Source organism: [Ruminococcus] lactaris ATCC 29176 (assembly GCF_025152405.1).
GTDB lineage: Bacteria > Bacillota > Clostridia > Lachnospirales > Lachnospiraceae > Mediterraneibacter > Mediterraneibacter lactaris.
On record NZ_CP102292.1, the window covers coordinates 2,255,823 to 2,273,776 of the forward strand.

14 protein-coding genes and 1 tRNA gene are annotated in these 17,954 nt (G+C 43.4%); 3 read left to right on the forward strand and 12 right to left on the reverse strand.

Going from position 1 to position 17,954, the window contains the following annotated elements:
- Positions 1–19 precede the first annotated feature (19 nt).
- From NQ541_RS10525 to NQ541_RS10535, 3 genes are all read right to left on the reverse strand, one after another.
- The gene (locus NQ541_RS10525; protein WP_005611693.1) at positions 20–619 is read right to left on the reverse strand and encodes a xanthine phosphoribosyltransferase; all 600 of its coding nucleotides are present in this window, start codon (positions 617–619) and stop codon (positions 20–22) included.
- Positions 616–1,260, reverse strand: a complete 645-nt coding sequence (locus tag NQ541_RS10530) for a YesL family protein (RefSeq protein ID WP_005611696.1) — start codon at positions 1,258–1,260, stop codon at positions 616–618. The genes NQ541_RS10525 and NQ541_RS10530 overlap by 4 nt, the downstream gene beginning before the upstream one ends.
- Positions 1,261–1,406: 146 nt before the next feature.
- Positions 1,407–1,477: transfer RNA gene (locus NQ541_RS10535), tRNA-Gly, on the reverse strand.
- Between the two features lie 163 nt (positions 1,478–1,640).
- Between NQ541_RS10535 and NQ541_RS10540 the strand changes: the two genes are divergently transcribed.
- Positions 1,641–1,880, forward strand: a complete 240-nt coding sequence (locus tag NQ541_RS10540; RefSeq protein ID WP_044940836.1) for a hypothetical protein — start codon at positions 1,641–1,643, stop codon at positions 1,878–1,880.
- Between the two features lie 146 nt (positions 1,881–2,026).
- Complete coding sequence (locus NQ541_RS10545; protein WP_044940842.1) at positions 2,027–2,362, forward strand: DUF6465 family protein; 336 nt, start codon at positions 2,027–2,029, stop codon at positions 2,360–2,362.
- A 182-nt stretch (positions 2,363–2,544) separates the two neighbouring features.
- Here NQ541_RS10545 and NQ541_RS10550 read toward each other — a convergent pair whose 3' ends face one another.
- From NQ541_RS10550 to NQ541_RS10585, 8 genes are all read right to left on the reverse strand, one after another.
- Entirely contained in the window at positions 2,545–3,183 is a 639-nt protein-coding gene (locus NQ541_RS10550) for an endonuclease III domain-containing protein (protein ID WP_005611708.1), read from the reverse strand.
- A 20-nt stretch (positions 3,184–3,203) separates the two neighbouring features.
- A complete protein-coding gene (locus NQ541_RS10555) occupies positions 3,204–4,166 on the reverse strand; it encodes a putative ABC transporter permease (protein WP_023920845.1) in 963 nt (320 codons plus the stop codon).
- 9 nt (positions 4,167–4,175) lie between these two features.
- Positions 4,176–4,622, reverse strand: coding sequence for a ribose 5-phosphate isomerase B (rpiB, locus tag NQ541_RS10560; protein WP_005611713.1), 447 nt, complete (start codon positions 4,620–4,622; stop codon positions 4,176–4,178).
- A 240-nt stretch (positions 4,623–4,862) separates the two neighbouring features.
- Positions 4,863–7,019 carry a 1,3-beta-galactosyl-N-acetylhexosamine phosphorylase gene (gnpA, locus tag NQ541_RS10565; RefSeq protein WP_005611715.1) on the reverse strand — a complete coding sequence of 719 codons (2,157 nt, stop codon included), beginning with the start codon at positions 7,017–7,019 and terminating at the stop codon, positions 4,863–4,865.
- A gap of 118 nt (positions 7,020–7,137) precedes the next feature.
- Complete coding sequence (locus NQ541_RS10570) at positions 7,138–7,317, reverse strand: DUF6903 family protein (RefSeq protein WP_005611717.1); 180 nt, start codon at positions 7,315–7,317, stop codon at positions 7,138–7,140.
- 13 nt (positions 7,318–7,330) lie between these two features.
- Entirely contained in the window at positions 7,331–8,215 is an 885-nt protein-coding gene (locus NQ541_RS10575) for a carbohydrate ABC transporter permease (RefSeq protein ID WP_005611718.1), read from the reverse strand.
- A gap of 16 nt (positions 8,216–8,231) precedes the next feature.
- Positions 8,232–9,122 (reverse strand): carbohydrate ABC transporter permease, encoded by an 891-nt coding sequence (locus tag NQ541_RS10580; RefSeq protein WP_044940844.1) that lies wholly within the window; start codon positions 9,120–9,122, stop codon positions 8,232–8,234.
- A gap of 187 nt (positions 9,123–9,309) precedes the next feature.
- Positions 9,310–10,644: a carbohydrate ABC transporter substrate-binding protein gene (locus tag NQ541_RS10585; RefSeq protein ID WP_005611720.1), complete on the reverse strand. Its 1,335-nt coding sequence runs from the start codon at positions 10,642–10,644 to the stop codon at positions 9,310–9,312.
- Between the two features lie 332 nt (positions 10,645–10,976).
- Between NQ541_RS10585 and NQ541_RS10590 the strand changes: the two genes are divergently transcribed.
- Positions 10,977–11,810 carry an AraC family transcriptional regulator gene (locus NQ541_RS10590; RefSeq protein ID WP_005611722.1) on the forward strand — a complete coding sequence of 278 codons (834 nt, stop codon included), beginning with the start codon at positions 10,977–10,979 and terminating at the stop codon, positions 11,808–11,810.
- Positions 11,811–11,919: 109 nt separating this feature from the next.
- Here the strand turns inward: NQ541_RS10590 and NQ541_RS10595 are convergent, their stop codons facing one another.
- Complete coding sequence (locus NQ541_RS10595) at positions 11,920–17,802, reverse strand: glycosyl hydrolase family 95 catalytic domain-containing protein (protein ID WP_005611723.1); 5,883 nt, start codon at positions 17,800–17,802, stop codon at positions 11,920–11,922.
- Between the last annotated feature and the right edge of the window lie 152 nt (positions 17,803–17,954).

The window sequence follows — 17,954 nt, forward strand, 5'->3', positions numbered from 1 at the left end:
CCGGTTCATTTTTATCTATTTACTTCGCATCCCACTGTGGCTGCTCTCTGAATGTGATCTCACCTGTCGCCGCGTCCATTCCGTCAACGATCGCCAGTGACTCTAACTGGAATCCGAGATTGCGGATCATCCTTCCACCCGACTGGAAACCTTTTTCCACTGCGATCCCGATTCCCTCTACAGTAGCACCTGCAGACTGCACGATCTGGATCAGTCCCTGTAATGCACAGCCATTTGCAAGGAAATCATCAATAAGCAGTACATGATCTTCCGGAGAAAGGAACTTCTGTGCCACGATCACATGGTTCTTACACTTATGAGTAAACGACTCTACCTCTGCCACATACATATCACCATCTAAATTGATGCTCTGGGATTTCTTCGCAAATACGACCGGCACATCAAAATGCTGAGCTGCGATACAGGCAATTCCGATCCCGGATGCCTCGATCGTCAGAATCTTGTTGATCTGCTTATCTGCAAATCTTCTTTTAAACTCTGCTCCCATCTCATTCAACAGGTGAATATCCATCTGATGGTTCAGGAAACTGTCTACTTTCAGGACATTTCCTTCTTTTACAACACCGTCTTTCATAATTCTCTCTTCTAAAAAGTTCATTCTTCTACTTCCTCCTCTGTATGATCTTCAATTCCCGCAAAAATTCTTCTTAATAACTTTGAGTTGATCCAGAAAATGATCGAAACTCCAAATAATGCCCAAAATGGAAGAGCAAATGTGATCAACTGGAGATTCCATATTGATATACCGATCAACGCTATCATGATGGCTACCATCAGTATGGAAGACGGAAATCTTGCCAGTGTCAGCGTCAATGCATTACGGATGGTTCCCCTGATACTGTTCTCATATCTCGCGGTCAGTGCAAATGCATAAATCCCGACTGCAAGTACCAGCAGTTCCAGTGCTGCAAAGATCGCTCTTAACGCCATTCCCACAGAACCTTTGGCCGAACTCGTCAGATATAAATCCGCCCCCAGGAACCCCCCGATCACCAGCAGGATCAGCCAGATGATCGTACTCTTTTTAAAATTCTCTTTAAATGCCTTAAAAAAGCCTTTTACAATATATCCTTCCTCATTCTTTACAACCTTCAGCATCACCGTATACATCGCTGTCGTAGATGCACCGATCGTAAAAATCGGAAGAGAGCAGACCAGCCAAAGCACATTCAGACACATCATATCGAATATTCTTGACATACCACTTATTACCGGGTTATCCGTCACATCAAGTCTCATCGTTCATTGCTCCTTTATTTCATTCTTTATCCAAAAGTAAACTCTTTTAAGTATATCATATCTACATTTAAGAATACAATAAGGGAATAATAGGAATATAAGAAGAAACGCAGATTTAAGAGAATTTTTAGAAAAATAAAAAAAGAAGCGGGTGATGGGAATCGAACCCACGTATCCAGCTTGGAAGGCTGGTGTTCTACCATTGAACTACACCCGCGTCATCTCTGACACGATTGATATGATATCATATTATTTTTATTTTTGCAAGTATTTTTTATACTTTTTTTATTGCTATTTTGAATCAGAATGTATATCATGTTACTTATCGGTAGATCCGACCCAAAAAAGCGTTATTTCAATATGACAGAATGGAGTATATTATGAATTTTTCACAATTAGGAAAGTTTCAGGAGTTAAAAAAGCATCTTGATCTTTTTCGTTCCAATCATCCTAAGTTTCCTCTTTTCCTTGGGGCTGTAACCCGCGAGGCTCTCGAAGAAGGCACGCTTCTCGAAATGTCCGTCACCACTCCCGAGGGAAAGCATTTTGAGACGAACCTCAAATTAAAACCGGAGGATCTTGAGTTTATCCGTGTGATCCAGAGTATGACAAAGCAGTAGATCGCCTGGTTGTCTGTTCTCTGCTATGTGATCTTTTCTCGGTCTTTTCACCTGTTACAGAAAATATTCCGAAAGTTTTTTGACTTCTCAGCAGACACGTTATATAATAGTAAGTGCCGAACGAAAAAAGAAAAGGGGATAAAATCATGAGCAGAAGAACTGATAAAAAGAAATTAAAAAGAATGAATGAATCCGCAGTTTCCCAGGCTTCAGTCACAGTTGCAACTGTTTCCACGGTTAAGGCAGATGACGCAGCTCCTGCTGCAGAGACTACAGCACCGGTTTCCCAGCCGTCTGCAGCATATGATCTTTACATCCAGTATCAGGGAGCTGACTACAATGCTGAAGAGCTTGCCTCACAGATTCTTGAGAAATGCAAGGCAGAAGGCATGGACAGTGCTGATCTTAAGATCTATGTAAAACCAGAGGATAAAAAAGCATATTATGCATGTGCAGGAGGTAACAGCTACATCGAGCTGTAATCCATTCTGCAACGTATCAGAGAGGGGATTTATTCACCGTAATGAATCCCTTCAGCAGAAAATCCGCAGAGCGAACCTTCCAGGTTCGTCCCTGCGGATTTTTTACTGTATATCATTTCAGATATCTTTTCATATTGCTTTTTATAGCATTTCATATATCTTTATCTATGATTCCATTGATTCTATGATACACCGTTCTTTTTACAGATATCAGCCAGGCAGCAACGCTCACAATGTGGCTTTGTTCTCGCTGTGCAGACTTCCCTTCCATGCCACACCAGTCTGTGACAGAAATCACTTCCCTCTTCCGCTGGAATGATCTTCCATAATGCCATCTCCACCTTTTTAGGTTCTTTTATCCCATCTACAAGACCGATCCGGTTCACAAGACGGATACAATGGGTATCTGTGACGATTGCCGGCTTTCCAAATACATCTCCCATGATGAGATTTGCACTCTTTCTGCCCACCCCCGGAAGCTTTAACAATGCATCAAAATCCTCCGGCACTTTACCGCCATACTCATCCCGCAGCATCTTCATACAGGCACTGATATCACGTGCCTTGCTCTCCCCCAGTCCACAGGGGCGGACAATTTCCTTTATATCCTCCACCGCTGCATCTGCAAGAGCGGCTACATTCGGATACTTTTCAAAAAGTCCTTCTACAACTACATTCACCCTTGCATCGGTACATTGTGCGGCAAGCCTGACGCTGACCAGCAATTTCCATGCCTCATCATAATCCAGGGTACAATCCGCATCCGGATATTCCTTTTTCAATCTCTCGATCACTTCTAATGCCCGCTGCTTCTTCGTCATGACTTCACCCTCCCGTCTGTCTACTTATCTTTTTCCGTATATTTCTTTAATTCCTCCAGTACATCTTTAAATCTTGAAGATGCTGCTGTCGGGTTTCTACGCAACTGCTTCATTGCTCCTGCATGAGTTTCGTCCGATCTGGATAAGATCTTTTGCAGTTCTTTTGCCGCATTTTCTTTTAATTCTGCCAGCTCCAGGCGAAGCTTTTCCGGTACATCTCCTGCTGCTGTACGGAACTTTTCGGAGCGGTTCCCTGCTGCTGTACGAAGCTTTTCGGAGCGGTCCCCTGCTGCTGTACGCAATCTTCCCGGCATCTCGCCTGCTGTTGCTGCTGCACTGCGAAGCTTTTCAGGCACCTCTCCTGCTGCTGTACGAAGTTTTTCGGACATGTCTTCTGACGCCTCTCTGATCCGCTCCTGCAGCTTCCGGATCTGAACTTTCGTCTCATCCAACTGGGCAAGCATCTTCTTCATATCCATTGCCTCGTTGAAAGACTGGGTGAAATCCACCGCAGCCACAACCGTAAGAACAAATGCAAGTCCGTCTGCGATCGCCATCGGAATTTTCAGAATCACTTCTTCAATCGGAATATGCACAACTTTCACCATCATAATAGAGAAAACGCCCCAGCACAGAGAAGCAACCGGACAGATATATCCCTTTACATTGAATTTCAGATGGCTGTAATCCCAGTATCTGACATGGAACAGGGATTCCATGACCATCCCCGTAAAAAATTCCAGCAATGTCGCTCCTATCATCCCCATGATGAATACCAGCGGCAGATTATCTCTCACCGGCAACGTAATAATCAGTACACTGACAGCTCCCGAACCATACAGTGGGAGCATTGGACCGTGCATAAATCCACGGTTTACCCATCGGTGTTCCCTTAGCGATACATAACAGCTCTCCCAGATCCATCCAAAAAAACTGTATAAAAAGAAAAATAAAAGCCATTGAGAGAGTGTGTATACATTCATACCCACACCTTACTCATTCCGGTTTTCAATATCCATCAGCATATCCACTCTTCTCTGATGACGGCCACCCTCAAACTCTGTATCAAGCCATGTCTCCACAATCATCTTAGCCAGTTCTGCACCGACAACCCTCGCACCAAAGGCAAGAATATTGCAGTTATTATGAGCTCTGGACATCTTGGCTGTAAACGGCTCACTGCATACGGCCGCACGAACCCCTTTTACTTTGTTCGCAGCCAGTGAAATACCAAGACCCGTTCCACAGATCAGGATTCCTCTTTCAACTTCTCCTGATGCAACTGCACGTCCCACTTTCTCTCCATAAACGGGATAATCACAGCTCTCCGGTGAATTTGTCCCATAATCTACTACTTCATGTCCCCTCTCTTTCAGAAGTTCAATAATCTCTGCTTTCAGTTCCAGTGCTGAATGGTCATTTCCAATTCCGATTTTCATTCCTCTATTCCTTTCTTTTTAAAAAATTATGCCGGGCAAAAGATTCGTCCAGCTATCATGCTTAACGCTCTTATCATAGCAAATTTACTCCCAAAAGTAAATGCCGCACACCTCTGATTTACTCAGCAGGTATGCGGCATTTCTATTACCCGGATTATCTCCGATTTATACTTTCCGATCCGCTTTTATATCTTTTGGATATTTCAGCTCTCGAAATTCACATTAAATTCAAATCCTCAATTACTGGATCTCGTACCAGATGATTCCGTTCGGCTCCATCTCAAGATCGAAACTGCTTCCATCTCCACGATAGATTGTTGTACTCTGCGGATCATCTGTATTATTTACTACGCAGTATTTGTTATTCTTCGGATATGCGTGTACATCCACATTGTAGTTTGTGCTGAACCATTTCTTCAGCTCATCCTCGCTGTGAGTACTCCACATGATCGCACGATGAAGAACACGGTTGTTCTCAAAGCTATACGGAAGTCCGCTGATATATACAGCACGTCCTTTCCCATATTCATTAACAGCCATCTGAACTTCTTTGTCCTTCTGAACAAGGATTGTAGATCCTGCAAGTGCATAGATATTCTTCTTGCCCTCACCGAAATCAACACTCTCTGTCTCTTCCAGAATGAAATGCTCATGCTCATCCCAGTTATATTTATCATAACCAAGAGTAAATCCATGCTCTTCTTCAACTCCAAATACATCTGCAAGCTGGAAGAAACGTCCCTGGAACTGATGTCCTGTCGGCTCACCTACACCAATGATACCACCGCCGTTGTAAACAAACTTTCTGACAGCCTCAACGATGTGTGGATTTACCCACCAGTCTCCACCTGTATGTGCTGTATCAGCATCCCCCACATTGATAAGAACATCAATGTCATCTAAGATGGAGCTGTCATCCAGAATATCCTGGAAACTGATGAACTTCACATCAAACGGTGCTCCTGACAGAGACTCGATGATTCCTGCATAAGAATAGTTCTGCTTCTGATACAGTGCATGATGTACCATGTGGCATCCCCATGCTCTCATCTTACCCCAGCAGTTAAGAACTGCTACCTTCTTAGCACAGAAAGGTGTTGTGCCTTTTACATTATCATACAGTGTACGGAACTCATCACATACCTGTGATACATAATCAATAAAATCCGGGAAGTCAAGTGCAAGCTTTAAGTATCCGCCGTATCCGATTCTGTCGATTGGCTTTCTTAAGATAGCTCTTCTTGCTGTTACCCAGTTATAACGTGCCTCTTTTACAGGATCTCCACCCTCATGGAATACATCCGGGAAGAAATACGGAAGAAGACGTCCTTCTGTATATTTTACTCCGTCAATATCGCTGATCAGTCTTAATGTAGAACCATTTCCCACACTACCTACAACTGCGTCAAGTCCAAGTGTCTTGAACTCTTCCATGAACGGCTCTGTTCCGATCCAGTGATCTCCCAGGAACATCATGGCTTTCTTTCCACACTCATGAGTAATGTCTACCATCTCTTTTACGATCTTGGCAACTTCTCTTCTCTGGAATGCCTGGAAATCCTGATACTCTTTGCTCGGAATACGGTACTGGTTGTTGTAGTATCCCTGATCAATAATATACTCAGCACGGAACTTGTATCCGACTTCTTTCTCAAACTGCTCTAAGATATATGGGCTTACAGAAGCTGAATATCCATACCAGTCTACATATTTCTCTCTTGCAAGCTCATCAAAGATCAGTGTGAACTGATGGAAGAATGTGGTAAAACGAAGTACGTTTACATACGGATGATCCTCAATAAACTTTCTAAGACGCTTCATTGTATATTCATGCGTCTTTGGCTGACGTACATCAAATGTGATCTGATGCTCAACATCTTTCCAGTCATTTGTAACTGCATTGTACATATGCACCGGATCCCACATAATATAAGCAAGGAAACTTACTGTATACTCATGGAACGGAACAGCAGCAAGTGTAACCTTTCCTGTCTCTTCACTGTAGTCCCATTTATCTGTCGGAACAACTTCTCCTGTTGTTCTGTCGATTACTTCCCACCAACGTTTGATATCATCTCTTGTATTCGGTTTCAGCATATCCGGGTAAAGTCCCTTCATTACTTCCACTTCAAGAGTTTCAGACTCTGCTGTATAGAAAGGTGTCATAACATACATCTGCTGAATTTCTTCCGGATTGGCTTCAGCCCATGCATTATCTTTACGAGTTGTATAATATGTTGAATAAATTTCTGCATCTGCATCTTTCAGCTCTGTAGGGAAATCTGTTCCATCGCAATCACGGATTGCATCAGCACCCCAAAGCTTCATTAATTCCAGTGTCTGTGGCACTACGTCCAGGTCAGTAGGAATTGTAACGAGTCCTTTTGATTTCTCCATTGAATTATCCTCTTCTATTCTTTAAATACTCTGATTTTTAGTTTATATAAGGAAATCTGCCATCGGCAGATTTCCTTATGCTTTCTTATCACAGGTATCCTTCCTGCAATGTAGACAATTATTTATATTTGCTGTTGTAAAATGCCAGCAGTCCGACCAAACCTGCAAGACCTACGATCTCAGTAAGAAGACCCTTTGGTCCGATATTTCTCTGTCCGACAATGATAAGGCCGATACAAACAACGAAAATCACGATAACAACAATCGCAGTGATAATCTTTTTAGTTCTTTCATTCATTGTAAATACCTCCTTAACCTTTCAATCCACCCAGAGTCATTCCCTGAGTAAGTGTCTTCTGTACACACATATACAGAATCAGAACAGGAAGCATAACGATAACCAGTCCTGCGTACATCTGACCATACTGAACTGCTGATTTCTGAGCAGCCATCAGGTTCATAAGACCTACCGGCAGAGTCTTCAACTTGGCATCTGTCAGCAATGTCATGGAAATTACATACTCATTCCAGAATGACAGGAAGTTGAAAAGAATGATCGTTACGATACTTGGTTTTGCCATCGGGAAGATGATCTTAACCATTGTCGTAAAGTATCCTGCACCATCCACATAAGCTGCTTCCTCGAAGTCTTTTGCAAGACCACTGAAGTATCCTGACAGCAGGTAGATTGTGAAGGGAAGTGCCGTTGCCATATATACAACCGCCAATATGAACAAGTTATTTAGGAAGAAGCCTCTTCCGATCATCTGTCTGAGTGACTTGTCCCAGTTGTTCAACATAAGGAAGATCGGTACTACGATGTAACTTACGTTGATGAAAAGTCCTGCCATGAAGAGCAGATTCCAGAACTTACATGTACGGAACTTAAATCTTGACAGTACATAAGCTGCCGGAAGTGCAACTGCGATCAGCATTGCAATCGCAAGTGCTGTAACAATCACAGAGTTCAGGATGTAAGATCCCATGTCTGCTTTCGTCCAGGCATCTACAAAGTTCTGAAAATAAAGTTTCTCAGGAAGTGTCCACGGATTTCCGTAGAATTCCTTATTCTGCTTTACCGATGCAAGGAAGACCCATGCTACCGGCACGATGATTGTAATTGCAAGAAGAATCAGGCAAATATACACAATCAGTTTACTAAAGCCAAACGGTTTTTTTGATGTATTCTTTTCCATTCCGATTCCCCTTTCCTTAAATTTCTACTTCCTGACGTTTTGTTGCAACGTTCAGCAGTCCGGCAAGTGCAAAGGAGAACAGGAATACTGATACACCGATTGCCATACCATATCCATATGAAGAGTTTGTATAAGCCTCCTGGTACATATAGCTCAGGAATACGCTGGAAGCTCCGTCCGGTCCACCACTCGTCATTGCTGTAACGAGAAGGAAACTCATGTTGATCGTACTGATTACGAAGAATGTAAGTGTTGTTCTGATGTTTGTCCAGATCAACGGAATCGTAATTGTAAAGAACTGATAAATCTTACCTGCTCCTTCAAGGCTGGCAGATTCGTACAGACTCTCTGATACGTTCGCCATACTTGCCATATACATTACCATGTAATATCCAATGGCCTGCCATACCATGGCGATCACAATACTGTAAATAACTACCTTCTGATCACCAAGCCAGAGGATCTGATCATCACTGTGCTTGAAGATTCCGATGATGGAATTCAGAAGTCCTGTATTTGGTTTGTAGATAGCAGAGAAGATAGCACTGATAACTACGATTGAAAGGATATTCGGGATATAGAAGATTACTCTGAAGAATCCCTGTCCTTTGATTTTTTCTCTTGAAAGTATGTATGCAAACACTAACGCAAATGCAAATGTAATGATCGTAACTAATACAATCAGAAGAATCTGGTTCTGGAACGCCTGATAGAACTTCTGATTCTGTAACAACGATTTAAAGTTGCTCAGTCCTACAAATGTCTTGTTATCTGTATATCCGCCCCATTTATATAAGGAAATACGGAAGATTTCGATCGTAGGAACAATCATAAATAAGATAAATAATATTGCTGCCGGGGCCAGGCAACAGAATACAAACAGCCCCTTGCCTTTTCTTTCTTTCATTGGTTCATCTCCAATTCTATAAATCCGTTTCATTGAATAACCGCCGCCATCCAACGGCTATTCATACCGTCATAGCAGATATCGGCATTAAAACAGGCGGTGAAGAGATTTCACCGCCTGCCTCACCTGTGAGATTCCTTCCAAATCATTTTATAGTTGTAAGGAAATTCCCGGTAACTTATTCAGATTATTTTAAAGCAGCACGAAGTTTGTCGCTATCTGTCTTAATCTGATTTACCCAGTCGTCTTCTGTCTTGTCACCAGTTACAAGAGAGTTAACCGGATCAAAGAATGTTGTACGAACTGTTACACCTTCTACTGGATCTGTTGTAGCGAATGCATCCATAACAGCTACAGCACCTGTATCATAGATTGAGTAGTACAGTTTGTTGTCTCCGTCAAGCTTGTCAGACATTCCTTCGATTGGCTGGATTGCTCCAGATTTAGCGAAGATCTCTGCTGCTGCATCAGAGTACATATAAGCGATAAATTCTTTTCCAAGATCTTTGTTCTCAGCACCTGATGGCATCCAGATCTGCTCGAAGAATGTATAGGAAGCTCTCTCTCCGTCTTTCTCTACTGCCGGAAGAGCTGTGAATCCCCAATCGAATCCGTCTGCTCTCGGAGCGTCTGCCATCTCACCGATTACCCAGTTACCATTTGGCATGAACAGAGCTTTGTCATCAAGAACAAGCTGCTGGTTGTTACGGAAGTCATTGTCGTTAGCATTTGCTGTTGTTGTAGGCTCAACGTGAGAAGCAAGCTGTGTAACGATATCGAATGCCTTCTTAGCTCCGTCTGTATCCCAGATTCCTTCACTATAGTTCAGAGCCTTTGTGAAGTCTTCTGATCCCATTGTCTCATGCAGTAATGCATAGAAGAATGCATCAAAGTATCCTGTTGTAGGATATGTGAAGAGTGAGATTCCTTCAGCTTTTGCCTTGTCAGCAAGTGCCCACATGTCATCCCATGTCTCCGGTACATCCCATCCTTTTGTCTTGAACAGGTTTGCATCGTAGAACAGTCCACATGGTGAGTAGAACATTGGCATCAGGTATGTCTTTCCGTCTCCGTAAGGATTAACGATGGAGTTCTCTGTGAATCCTGGAAGGATCTTGTCTCCAACCTTAGCGTCCTCACCCGGTACAGTCATATCAAGAACGTCTGTAAGTTCCTCTACGTTGTTGTCCTTGATGAATGTCTCTGTGATAGCTGACTCAGAACCAACAGCTCTCATGATTACGTCCGGATACTTTCCAGATTTCATCTGTGGCTGAATGATATCCTCGATGTTCTTGTCGATTGTAAGCTCAACCTTAACACCTGTCTCTTTCTCGAATGCAGCCGCAACATCGTTCCACATATCTGCACCGTATGCTGTCTCAACTACTGCAACCTTTACTACCTTATCACTGTCTGAATTTCCTTCAGATTTCTTGTCTCCACCATTGGATCCACATGCTGCAAGTCCGAAAACCATAGTACCTGCAAGCACAAGGCTGATAAGTTTTTTCTTTTTCATTTAAATAGTTCCTCCTTATAACTTTTTCCAGTTTTACTTGGTATGTCTATCATATACTATTTCTCCCTCTTTTTCAACCTTTCTTTTTGCCTTTTTTTTTATAAATCTTGCTTTTTGGACTATTTCCCAATATCACCATATCTTATGACCCCCAAAAATGTTTTTTCATATTCTTTTGTTATTTTTTCACACACTGACATAAAAAATGTTCCTTTTTTTTGCTAAACTCTCCCGAATCCTGTTGAATCAACCTCTAAATTTCTTTATAATATTTGTATAACCAGTTGAAATCGTTTTCAAGACAATATTTCTAAATTTTGTGGAGGACACTTATGGGTAATATACGACACACTTTTACTTCCCCCTTAAGGCATGACCACACCTGTCATCTTCTGTATTCTACCTATTCAAAATATGAAGAGGACTGGAGCAGTTATCCGCACACACATTATTTTACAGAACTTTTTTTTGTGCTGTCAGGAAGTGGCAGTTTTCTCGTTGAAGACGAAACCTTTCCGATCGCAAAGCACGATCTGATCGTGATCAACCCGAATATCACCCACACCGAAAAATCCAGCCTCGAAGACCCGCTGGAATATATTGTACTGGGTGTGGATGGTCTGAATTTTGTCATTGACGATGCAAATGAATATCTTCTGTTCCATTCCGATGAAATGAAAGACCGGCTTGATTTCTATTTCCGTACGATCCTGGAAGAGACAGAGAACTCGCAGAAAGATTACGAAAAGGTCTGCCAGAATCTGCTGAACATCCTGGTCGTCCATCTTTCCCGCTACGCTTCCTCTTCTGTAGAGATTTTTCCGTTCCATAAGATGGAATCCCGCGAATGCAGCCGGGCAAAGCGTTATATTGATTCTTCTTTCCGGGAAAATATTACATTGGATAAACTTGCAGAGATTGCACAGATCAACAAGTATTATTTTTCTCATACTTTCACAGAAACCTATGGGATCTCTCCGATGAATTATCTGACCCAGAAGCGGATCTTTACCAGTCAGGAACTGCTGACTTCCACCGATATGAGTCTTGCACAGATTGCACAGCAATGTGGATTTTCTTCCTCCAGTTACTTTACGCAGTGTTTCCGTAAATCCTGTGGTATGACACCGACTGCCTACCGCAAGCAGTTTCTGCGAAACCAGTGATCCGAAAATTTCTCAGACGAAAAAGGAGTACCGCACATCGCGATACTCCTTTTCTTTTACAGAAAATTCTTAAATTTTCCTTTTTCATCTTACCTTTCGGAAAGAATCTTTATCTTCTTTTACGTCTGCGTGTCACAACTGTAACAACAGCACCTGCTGCCAGCATTGCCATAGCTCCCCACAGAATCAGCGGAGTAGCATCTCCGGTCTTTGCTGCTTTGTCGGATGAAGTTGTTCCGGCATTGGTTCCTGATGTAGAACCTGCGGTATTATTTCCTGTATTGTTGCCAGTATTTGTACCGTTGTTGTCACCCTTGTTGTCGTCACCCTTATTATCGTCGCCCTTGTTGTCATCGCCCTTATTGCTGTCGTCACCTTTGATCTTTGTAACGATCACATCCACGCTGACTTCAAGACCATCCGGATTTTCAAACTCATCACCAAGAACAAGTTCTCCTGTCAATGTATAAGTTCCCGGAACATCTGACTTGTAAGCACTCAGATCCCAGTCAACATCAACCGTTGCGGTTGTTCCATCCTTAAGTTCTACTTCAACCTGTCCCGGAAGTCCGAGATTGGTTGCAAGAGTTCCTTCTTTTACAGAAATATCATCCAGTTTTGCATTTACAATGGATTTAATTTCTTTCTTCGTTTCCGGCTTCGGCTCTTCTGCCTTCTTCGCAACTGTCACTTTTACAGAAGCTGTCAGGTTCTTCGGATTTGTAATATTATCTGCAAAGGAAAGGGTTCCTTCCAGTGTATAATCACCTGCCGTATTTCCATCATAGCTGTCTGTATTCCACGTAACACTTGCTGTTCCGGTTGTTCCGTCTGTATAGGTTACTTCTACCTCTGTTGGAAGATTCAGTTCTGATACAGCCGTTCCGTATGCAACTTTTTTCTTATCCAGTTTTGCAACAGACTTGATCTCATACTGCTTCTTCGTAACTGTTACCTGGATAGAAGCTTTCACGCCATCCGGGTTCTCCATGTTCTCACCCATTGTCAGGGTTCCTTCCAGTGTGTAAGTTCCCGGTGTTGTCTGATAATCACCTTTCGCCCATGTTACGGCTACTTTTTCATTCAGATTTCCTGTCACTGTGACAGTTACTTTCTCCGGTAATTCAAGATCCTTAAATGCAGTTCCTTCTTCTACAGAAATTCCTGCCGGATTTGTTACGCTGAGTACATTCTTTGTTGTCTCACCACCACCGTTATTCTCAATCGTAAATGAGAACTGTTTCGGAAGTACTGACTTTCCTGCTGCTGTCTTTGCAACGATCTTAACAACATAGATACCGTCATCCAGATCGCTGAGCGTGAACTCTGTCTTGGTTGTATTGCCTTTCAGCTCGCCGTTTACATAAACGTCATAGCTTGCGAAGGAAGAACCTTCTTTTAATGCCCATGTGAGTTTTACAGAATCATCACTGACTGCTGTTTTTGTAATGGACTCGATCTCACCTGCTGCTGTTCCGTCAGCAATCGTTGTTACATTGCCGATCTCGATGGCCTTCGCTGATGCCTCACCTGCATTGCTCAGGGCATATACCTTGAAGTTGTAGGTTGTTCCCGGTGTCAGGTTTTCCAGTGTTGCGGTTGTGCCGCTTACTGTCATGTCGATTCCGTTCTCTGTATCAGCTACTCGATACTGTGCTGCTCTTGAAACCTTGTCCCATCTCAGCACAACCTTTGTGCTTTCAACAAGAACTGCAGAACCTGTCTGGTCTTCTACTACAGGAACTGCCGGTGTGCCAAGTGCTGTGATTGCCGCATCCAGTGCTGCTTTCTTTGCATTCACATCATCCTGTGTTGCATCCGCATCATTCATTGCCTCAACTGCTGCATCATAAGCCGTTTTAAATGCATTCCATTTTGTCTCATCATATGCTGACTTAGTAAGTGCCGCACCTGTCTCAATCGATGTCTGGAGTGCTGACTTATCAGCCGTTACACCTTCACCCGGTGAAAGGATCTTCAGGTAATCCAGGTTGACCTGATATTTCCCATCACGTGCAACTGCTACACACTTGATCGTATGCTCACCATTTGTAAGATCCGTCTTGGAGAAGATCAGTTGCTGATTATCTCCGCTGCTTGAACCATTCAGTGAATAATTACCGATCTTTACGGTATCAACGTAGATATCAAAGCTTGCAAAGTTGGCATGCTTCTGAGAATAAACCTCTACACCTGTTCCATTGAACGTGTATTCAAAATAGCTTCCCGCCGCACTTGAATCATTTCTGGTTTCTGTCTTTGTTCCGCCATGATGCTTTGTCTGTTCTCCTGCCCAGTTAGACCATGCTCCCTTCCAGGTGATCGCACGGTTCTTTGTTCCCGCTGTTCCGGATGCCGGTACGGTACCGTCTTCTACGATTGTCTCGACATCTGCCACATCCTCTTTTATTGCAACTTTCAGTTCAATCGTTCCGCTCTTTGTAGCATCTGCACTGGAAGTTGCTGTGATCGTAACGGTTCCGTTCTTACTTAAGAATGTTACCAGTCCGTTCGCATCTACTGTTGCGATACTGTCATCGGAGGTACTCCATGTAACTGTCTTGTCTGTTGCATCATCCGGTGCTACAGTCGCTTTTAACTGTAACGTACTGTTTGCTTTGGATACTGTAGTCATTCCGGATTTGGAACTTACTTCCACACCTGTCGGTGCTACCAGTGTTGAATCCAGGATTTCAAATGCATCCAGCTCGATCTTTGTATTGGAACTTGCTGTCTGCTTCTCATTGAGGACTTTCAACTGGATCGTATGGATTCCTGCTGTAAGGTCTTCTTTGCTGAAGTATTCTTTCTGACGTACTGTGCTTGCACTGTATGTATCAACAATGCCCTGTGACTCACCGTCAATCAATACTTCGATCTTGCCTCTATCCTTATTCGTACAACCGATCACCTTGATTCCTGTTCCCTTAAATGTAAGAGTCGCAGTCTCGCCGCCATTCGGATTCTGCAGATACTCGATCGTATCCATATAGTTTACATTCTTGTCCTGTGTCCAATTGCCCCAGTCACCTACATATGCGATTCTTTCATCCGCATTATCAATCTTGCCGGCTCCAACCGGTTCAACCGCAGTCACTGCTGCACTCTTTTCAGATTCATTTCCTTCTACAACCGCAGATATCTGATACTTCATTGTTCCAAGCGTCTTGTCTGCTGTTGTATCTGTATAAGTTGTTGTTGTCAGGCCTGTCTCGATGCAGATTACATCACCATTTTCTACCTGACGGTATACATTGTATGTTACATTGCTTCCCTCTTCTGCTGTTACAGCATCCCAGGAAAGTTTTACATTCTCACCGTCTGCACGAAGAGCTGTCAGTCCTGTCGGAGCTGCTACCTCAGCGGATGCCGGGATATCTTTTAATGTATAGCTCTTTCCGGCTTCTGTCGCGAAAGAGATACGGTTTTCTTTTACAGGTGTCACATCGACTACATTTCCGTCGCTGTCCACTACTGTTGCAAGAGATGCATTCTTTGTCTGTACTACTGCTTCTCCGCCGTTCTCGGAAAGAATGGTAGCAGTTGTTACATTTCCGTCTTTCCAGTCCATGGATACTTTAAAGTTGCCCTGTGCAACCAGTCCATTTACACTTCCGTTTGCCCAGTCATCCGGAACTGCCGGAAGAAGATTGATGTATCCTGCATTGCTCTGCAGAAGCATCTCAGCCACACCGGATGTATAACCGAAGTTACCATCGATCTGGAAATATTTCGGCTGATGATAATCGAACAGATTCGCATAGATTCCGCCGTTGAACAGGTTCTTGATGATCTGATAAGTTTTATTTCCATCACCCAGTCTTGCCCAGCTGTTGATTCTCTGTGCCATTCCCCATCCGGTACTTTCATCTGTACGGTTCTGCATGGATACCTTTGCTGCTGCAAACCACTCTGCATGATCCTCTGTAATGAGGTCTCCCGGGAAAAGTCCGAGAAGGTGGGACATATGACGGTGGTTATATCCTTCTCCGAGTGTAGCTCCACTTGCAGTATGGTTAAAGGTTGTCTCTGTATACCATTCTTTGATCTGTCCGCTGTCGCCGACCTCGATCGGTCCTTTCAGGTCAGCCTGGTTTGCTTTCCATGTAGCTACCAGATCTGCATCTGTTCCAAGGACTTCTGCTGCTTTGATTGTATCCTCATATAACTGCCAGATCAGTGTCTGCTCATACGTGTTACCACTTGTGACCGGTCCATGCTCCGGTGAATATGCCGGTGAAGATACCAGCTTTCCATCGCTGTCGCGGACAAGCATCCGATCATACAGTTTTGCCTCTTCTTTCATCATCGGATAGATATTGTCTCTTAAATAAGATGTATCTCCGGTATACTCATAATAAGCCCAGCAGTTCTGCAAGATCCACGGTACTGCTGCCGGTGACCATCCCCAACTGAAACTCCATCCGGGGCAGGTCCATCCGAACGGGTTGTTCTGCGTATGTGCCATGAATCCATTTTCCTCGCCATCGGCACTGGAAACTCCTGCATAAATTGCCGCAGTCACACGCCCCGGTTCTCTCAAAGCATCGATATAATCAACCAATGGCTGTGCACACTCTGCCATGTTGGTAGAATATGTCGGCCAGTAGTTCATCTGTAAGTTTACATTCATATGGTAATCTGAATGCCATGGAGAGTTGTTCGCTCCTACCCACAGTCCCTGAAGGTTGGAAGGAAGTGTCTCTCTGACATAACCATTTCCATCTGTCTTTGTCTCTCTGGAAGACTCAATGGTCATAAATCTTCCGTACTGGAACAGCATAACTTCCAGCTGACGTCTTTCAGCTTCTGATGCAGTTCCTGCTTTGTATGCGGAAAGAAGTGCATCTGTTGTCTTTGTTGAGACAGTCTGTCCAAGATTCAGATCAACACGGTTGAAGATCTCCTGATAATCACTTACATGATTCGCTTTCAGTTCTTCGTATGTCTTAACTGCTGCCTGATCTACATACCATTTTACACGGTTTGTCAGTTCGCTTGCAGTCTCACCTGTTCTGTAGCTCGGATATTCATCCTTATAATCTGTTCCCATGGAAGTGATGATCGTAACCTCACTTGCACCGGAAACACTTACTTTTCCATCCCCATCTGTCACCGTACCGGCATTGTCGGTAATAACCTGAGTCTGGGATGAAAATTTCATCTGGTTGTCTGTGAGCTGTCCGTTAATGGAGATCCGTCCATCTGACACGGTTGTATCCCATGTTCTCTGATAGCTGCTATCGCCAATCCCATTAATAGCACTTCCTCTGCTATTATCCGGTTCTACACTTACATCCAGACTGATCTTTTCAGAACCGTCTGCTGTGATATGTGTAACAATAACATTGTCCGGATAACTTGTGAAGTTCTCTCTTGAATAATGAGTACTTCCCTTGTCATAGTTTACACCTGCGATGGCTGTTTTCAGATCCAGGTCACGGGTATAATTCGTCACATCGTTGTTAGATGATACATTTTTGAAATCAATATACATATTTCCCCAGCTCAGGTAATATCCATATCCATTGGTTCCTGCATCATCGCTTACACCGACCAGGTTGCTGTTTGCAAGACTGATTGCGGAGCTGTCCTGGCCATTTGCGAAATAGTTGTGGATTGATGTCATAGTCGCTCCGTTATTTCCCTTGTTCTCCAGGTTACCTCCATTGTAATTCGGTCTGCTGGTGCTTGGTCCTCCTGACCAAAGCGATTTGTCATTCAGCTGGATACGCTCTCTGGTGATTCCGCCGAATACCGTTCCACCGATTGCACCATTACCGATCGGAAGTGACTTTTCCTGCCAACCTTCGTAATACTTGGTAATATCTGCCGGACTCGTATACCACAGCTTCAGATCATTGTCACCGGTCTGCTGCGTTACAGCGGCCGGTTCCGCATTGACCTGCGTTGCCATATACGGCAGAGACGTCACAGCCATTGCTGCTGCACAGGCACTTGCAAGTACCCGCCATTTCATTTTTCTTCTCATAATACCCCTTTCTGATACGTTTCTGATGTATCTTAATTTATTGTCATGAAATTCCTCTGCCTTCGATTCCTATGGGCAGACTCCTCCCAATGTCCAATTATCTACTATAATCCACGCAAATTAGAAGCCTGTTTCAAATTAGCATTTTATGC

What these genes read in the sequence shown, in the direction of transcription:
- NQ541_RS10590 (WP_005611722.1), top strand. Translation starts at nt 10,977, where the DNA reads ATGGGTAATATACGACACACTTTTACTTCCCCCTTAAGGCATGACCAC.
- NQ541_RS10525 (WP_005611693.1), bottom strand. Translation starts at nt 619, where the DNA reads ATGAACTTTTTAGAAGAGAGAATTATGAAAGACGGTGTTGTAAAAGAA.
- NQ541_RS10545 (WP_044940842.1), top strand. Translation starts at nt 2,027, where the DNA reads ATGAGCAGAAGAACTGATAAAAAGAAATTAAAAAGAATGAATGAATCC.
- NQ541_RS10595 (WP_005611723.1), bottom strand. Translation starts at nt 17,802, where the DNA reads ATGAGAAGAAAAATGAAATGGCGGGTACTTGCAAGTGCCTGTGCAGCA.
- NQ541_RS10550 (WP_005611708.1), bottom strand. Translation starts at nt 3,183, where the DNA reads ATGACGAAGAAGCAGCGGGCATTAGAAGTGATCGAGAGATTGAAAAAG.
- NQ541_RS10555 (WP_023920845.1), bottom strand. Translation starts at nt 4,166, where the DNA reads ATGAATGTATACACACTCTCTCAATGGCTTTTATTTTTCTTTTTATAC.
- NQ541_RS10540 (WP_044940836.1), top strand. Translation starts at nt 1,641, where the DNA reads ATGAATTTTTCACAATTAGGAAAGTTTCAGGAGTTAAAAAAGCATCTT.
- rpiB (WP_005611713.1), bottom strand. Translation starts at nt 4,622, where the DNA reads ATGAAAATCGGAATTGGAAATGACCATTCAGCACTGGAACTGAAAGCA.
- gnpA (WP_005611715.1), bottom strand. Translation starts at nt 7,019, where the DNA reads ATGGAGAAATCAAAAGGACTCGTTACAATTCCTACTGACCTGGACGTA.
- NQ541_RS10570 (WP_005611717.1), bottom strand. Translation starts at nt 7,317, where the DNA reads ATGAATGAAAGAACTAAAAAGATTATCACTGCGATTGTTGTTATCGTG.
- NQ541_RS10575 (WP_005611718.1), bottom strand. Translation starts at nt 8,215, where the DNA reads ATGGAAAAGAATACATCAAAAAAACCGTTTGGCTTTAGTAAACTGATT.
- NQ541_RS10530 (WP_005611696.1), bottom strand. Translation starts at nt 1,260, where the DNA reads ATGAGACTTGATGTGACGGATAACCCGGTAATAAGTGGTATGTCAAGA.
- NQ541_RS10580 (WP_044940844.1), bottom strand. Translation starts at nt 9,122, where the DNA reads ATGAAAGAAAGAAAAGGCAAGGGGCTGTTTGTATTCTGTTGCCTGGCC.
- NQ541_RS10585 (WP_005611720.1), bottom strand. Translation starts at nt 10,644, where the DNA reads ATGAAAAAGAAAAAACTTATCAGCCTTGTGCTTGCAGGTACTATGGTT.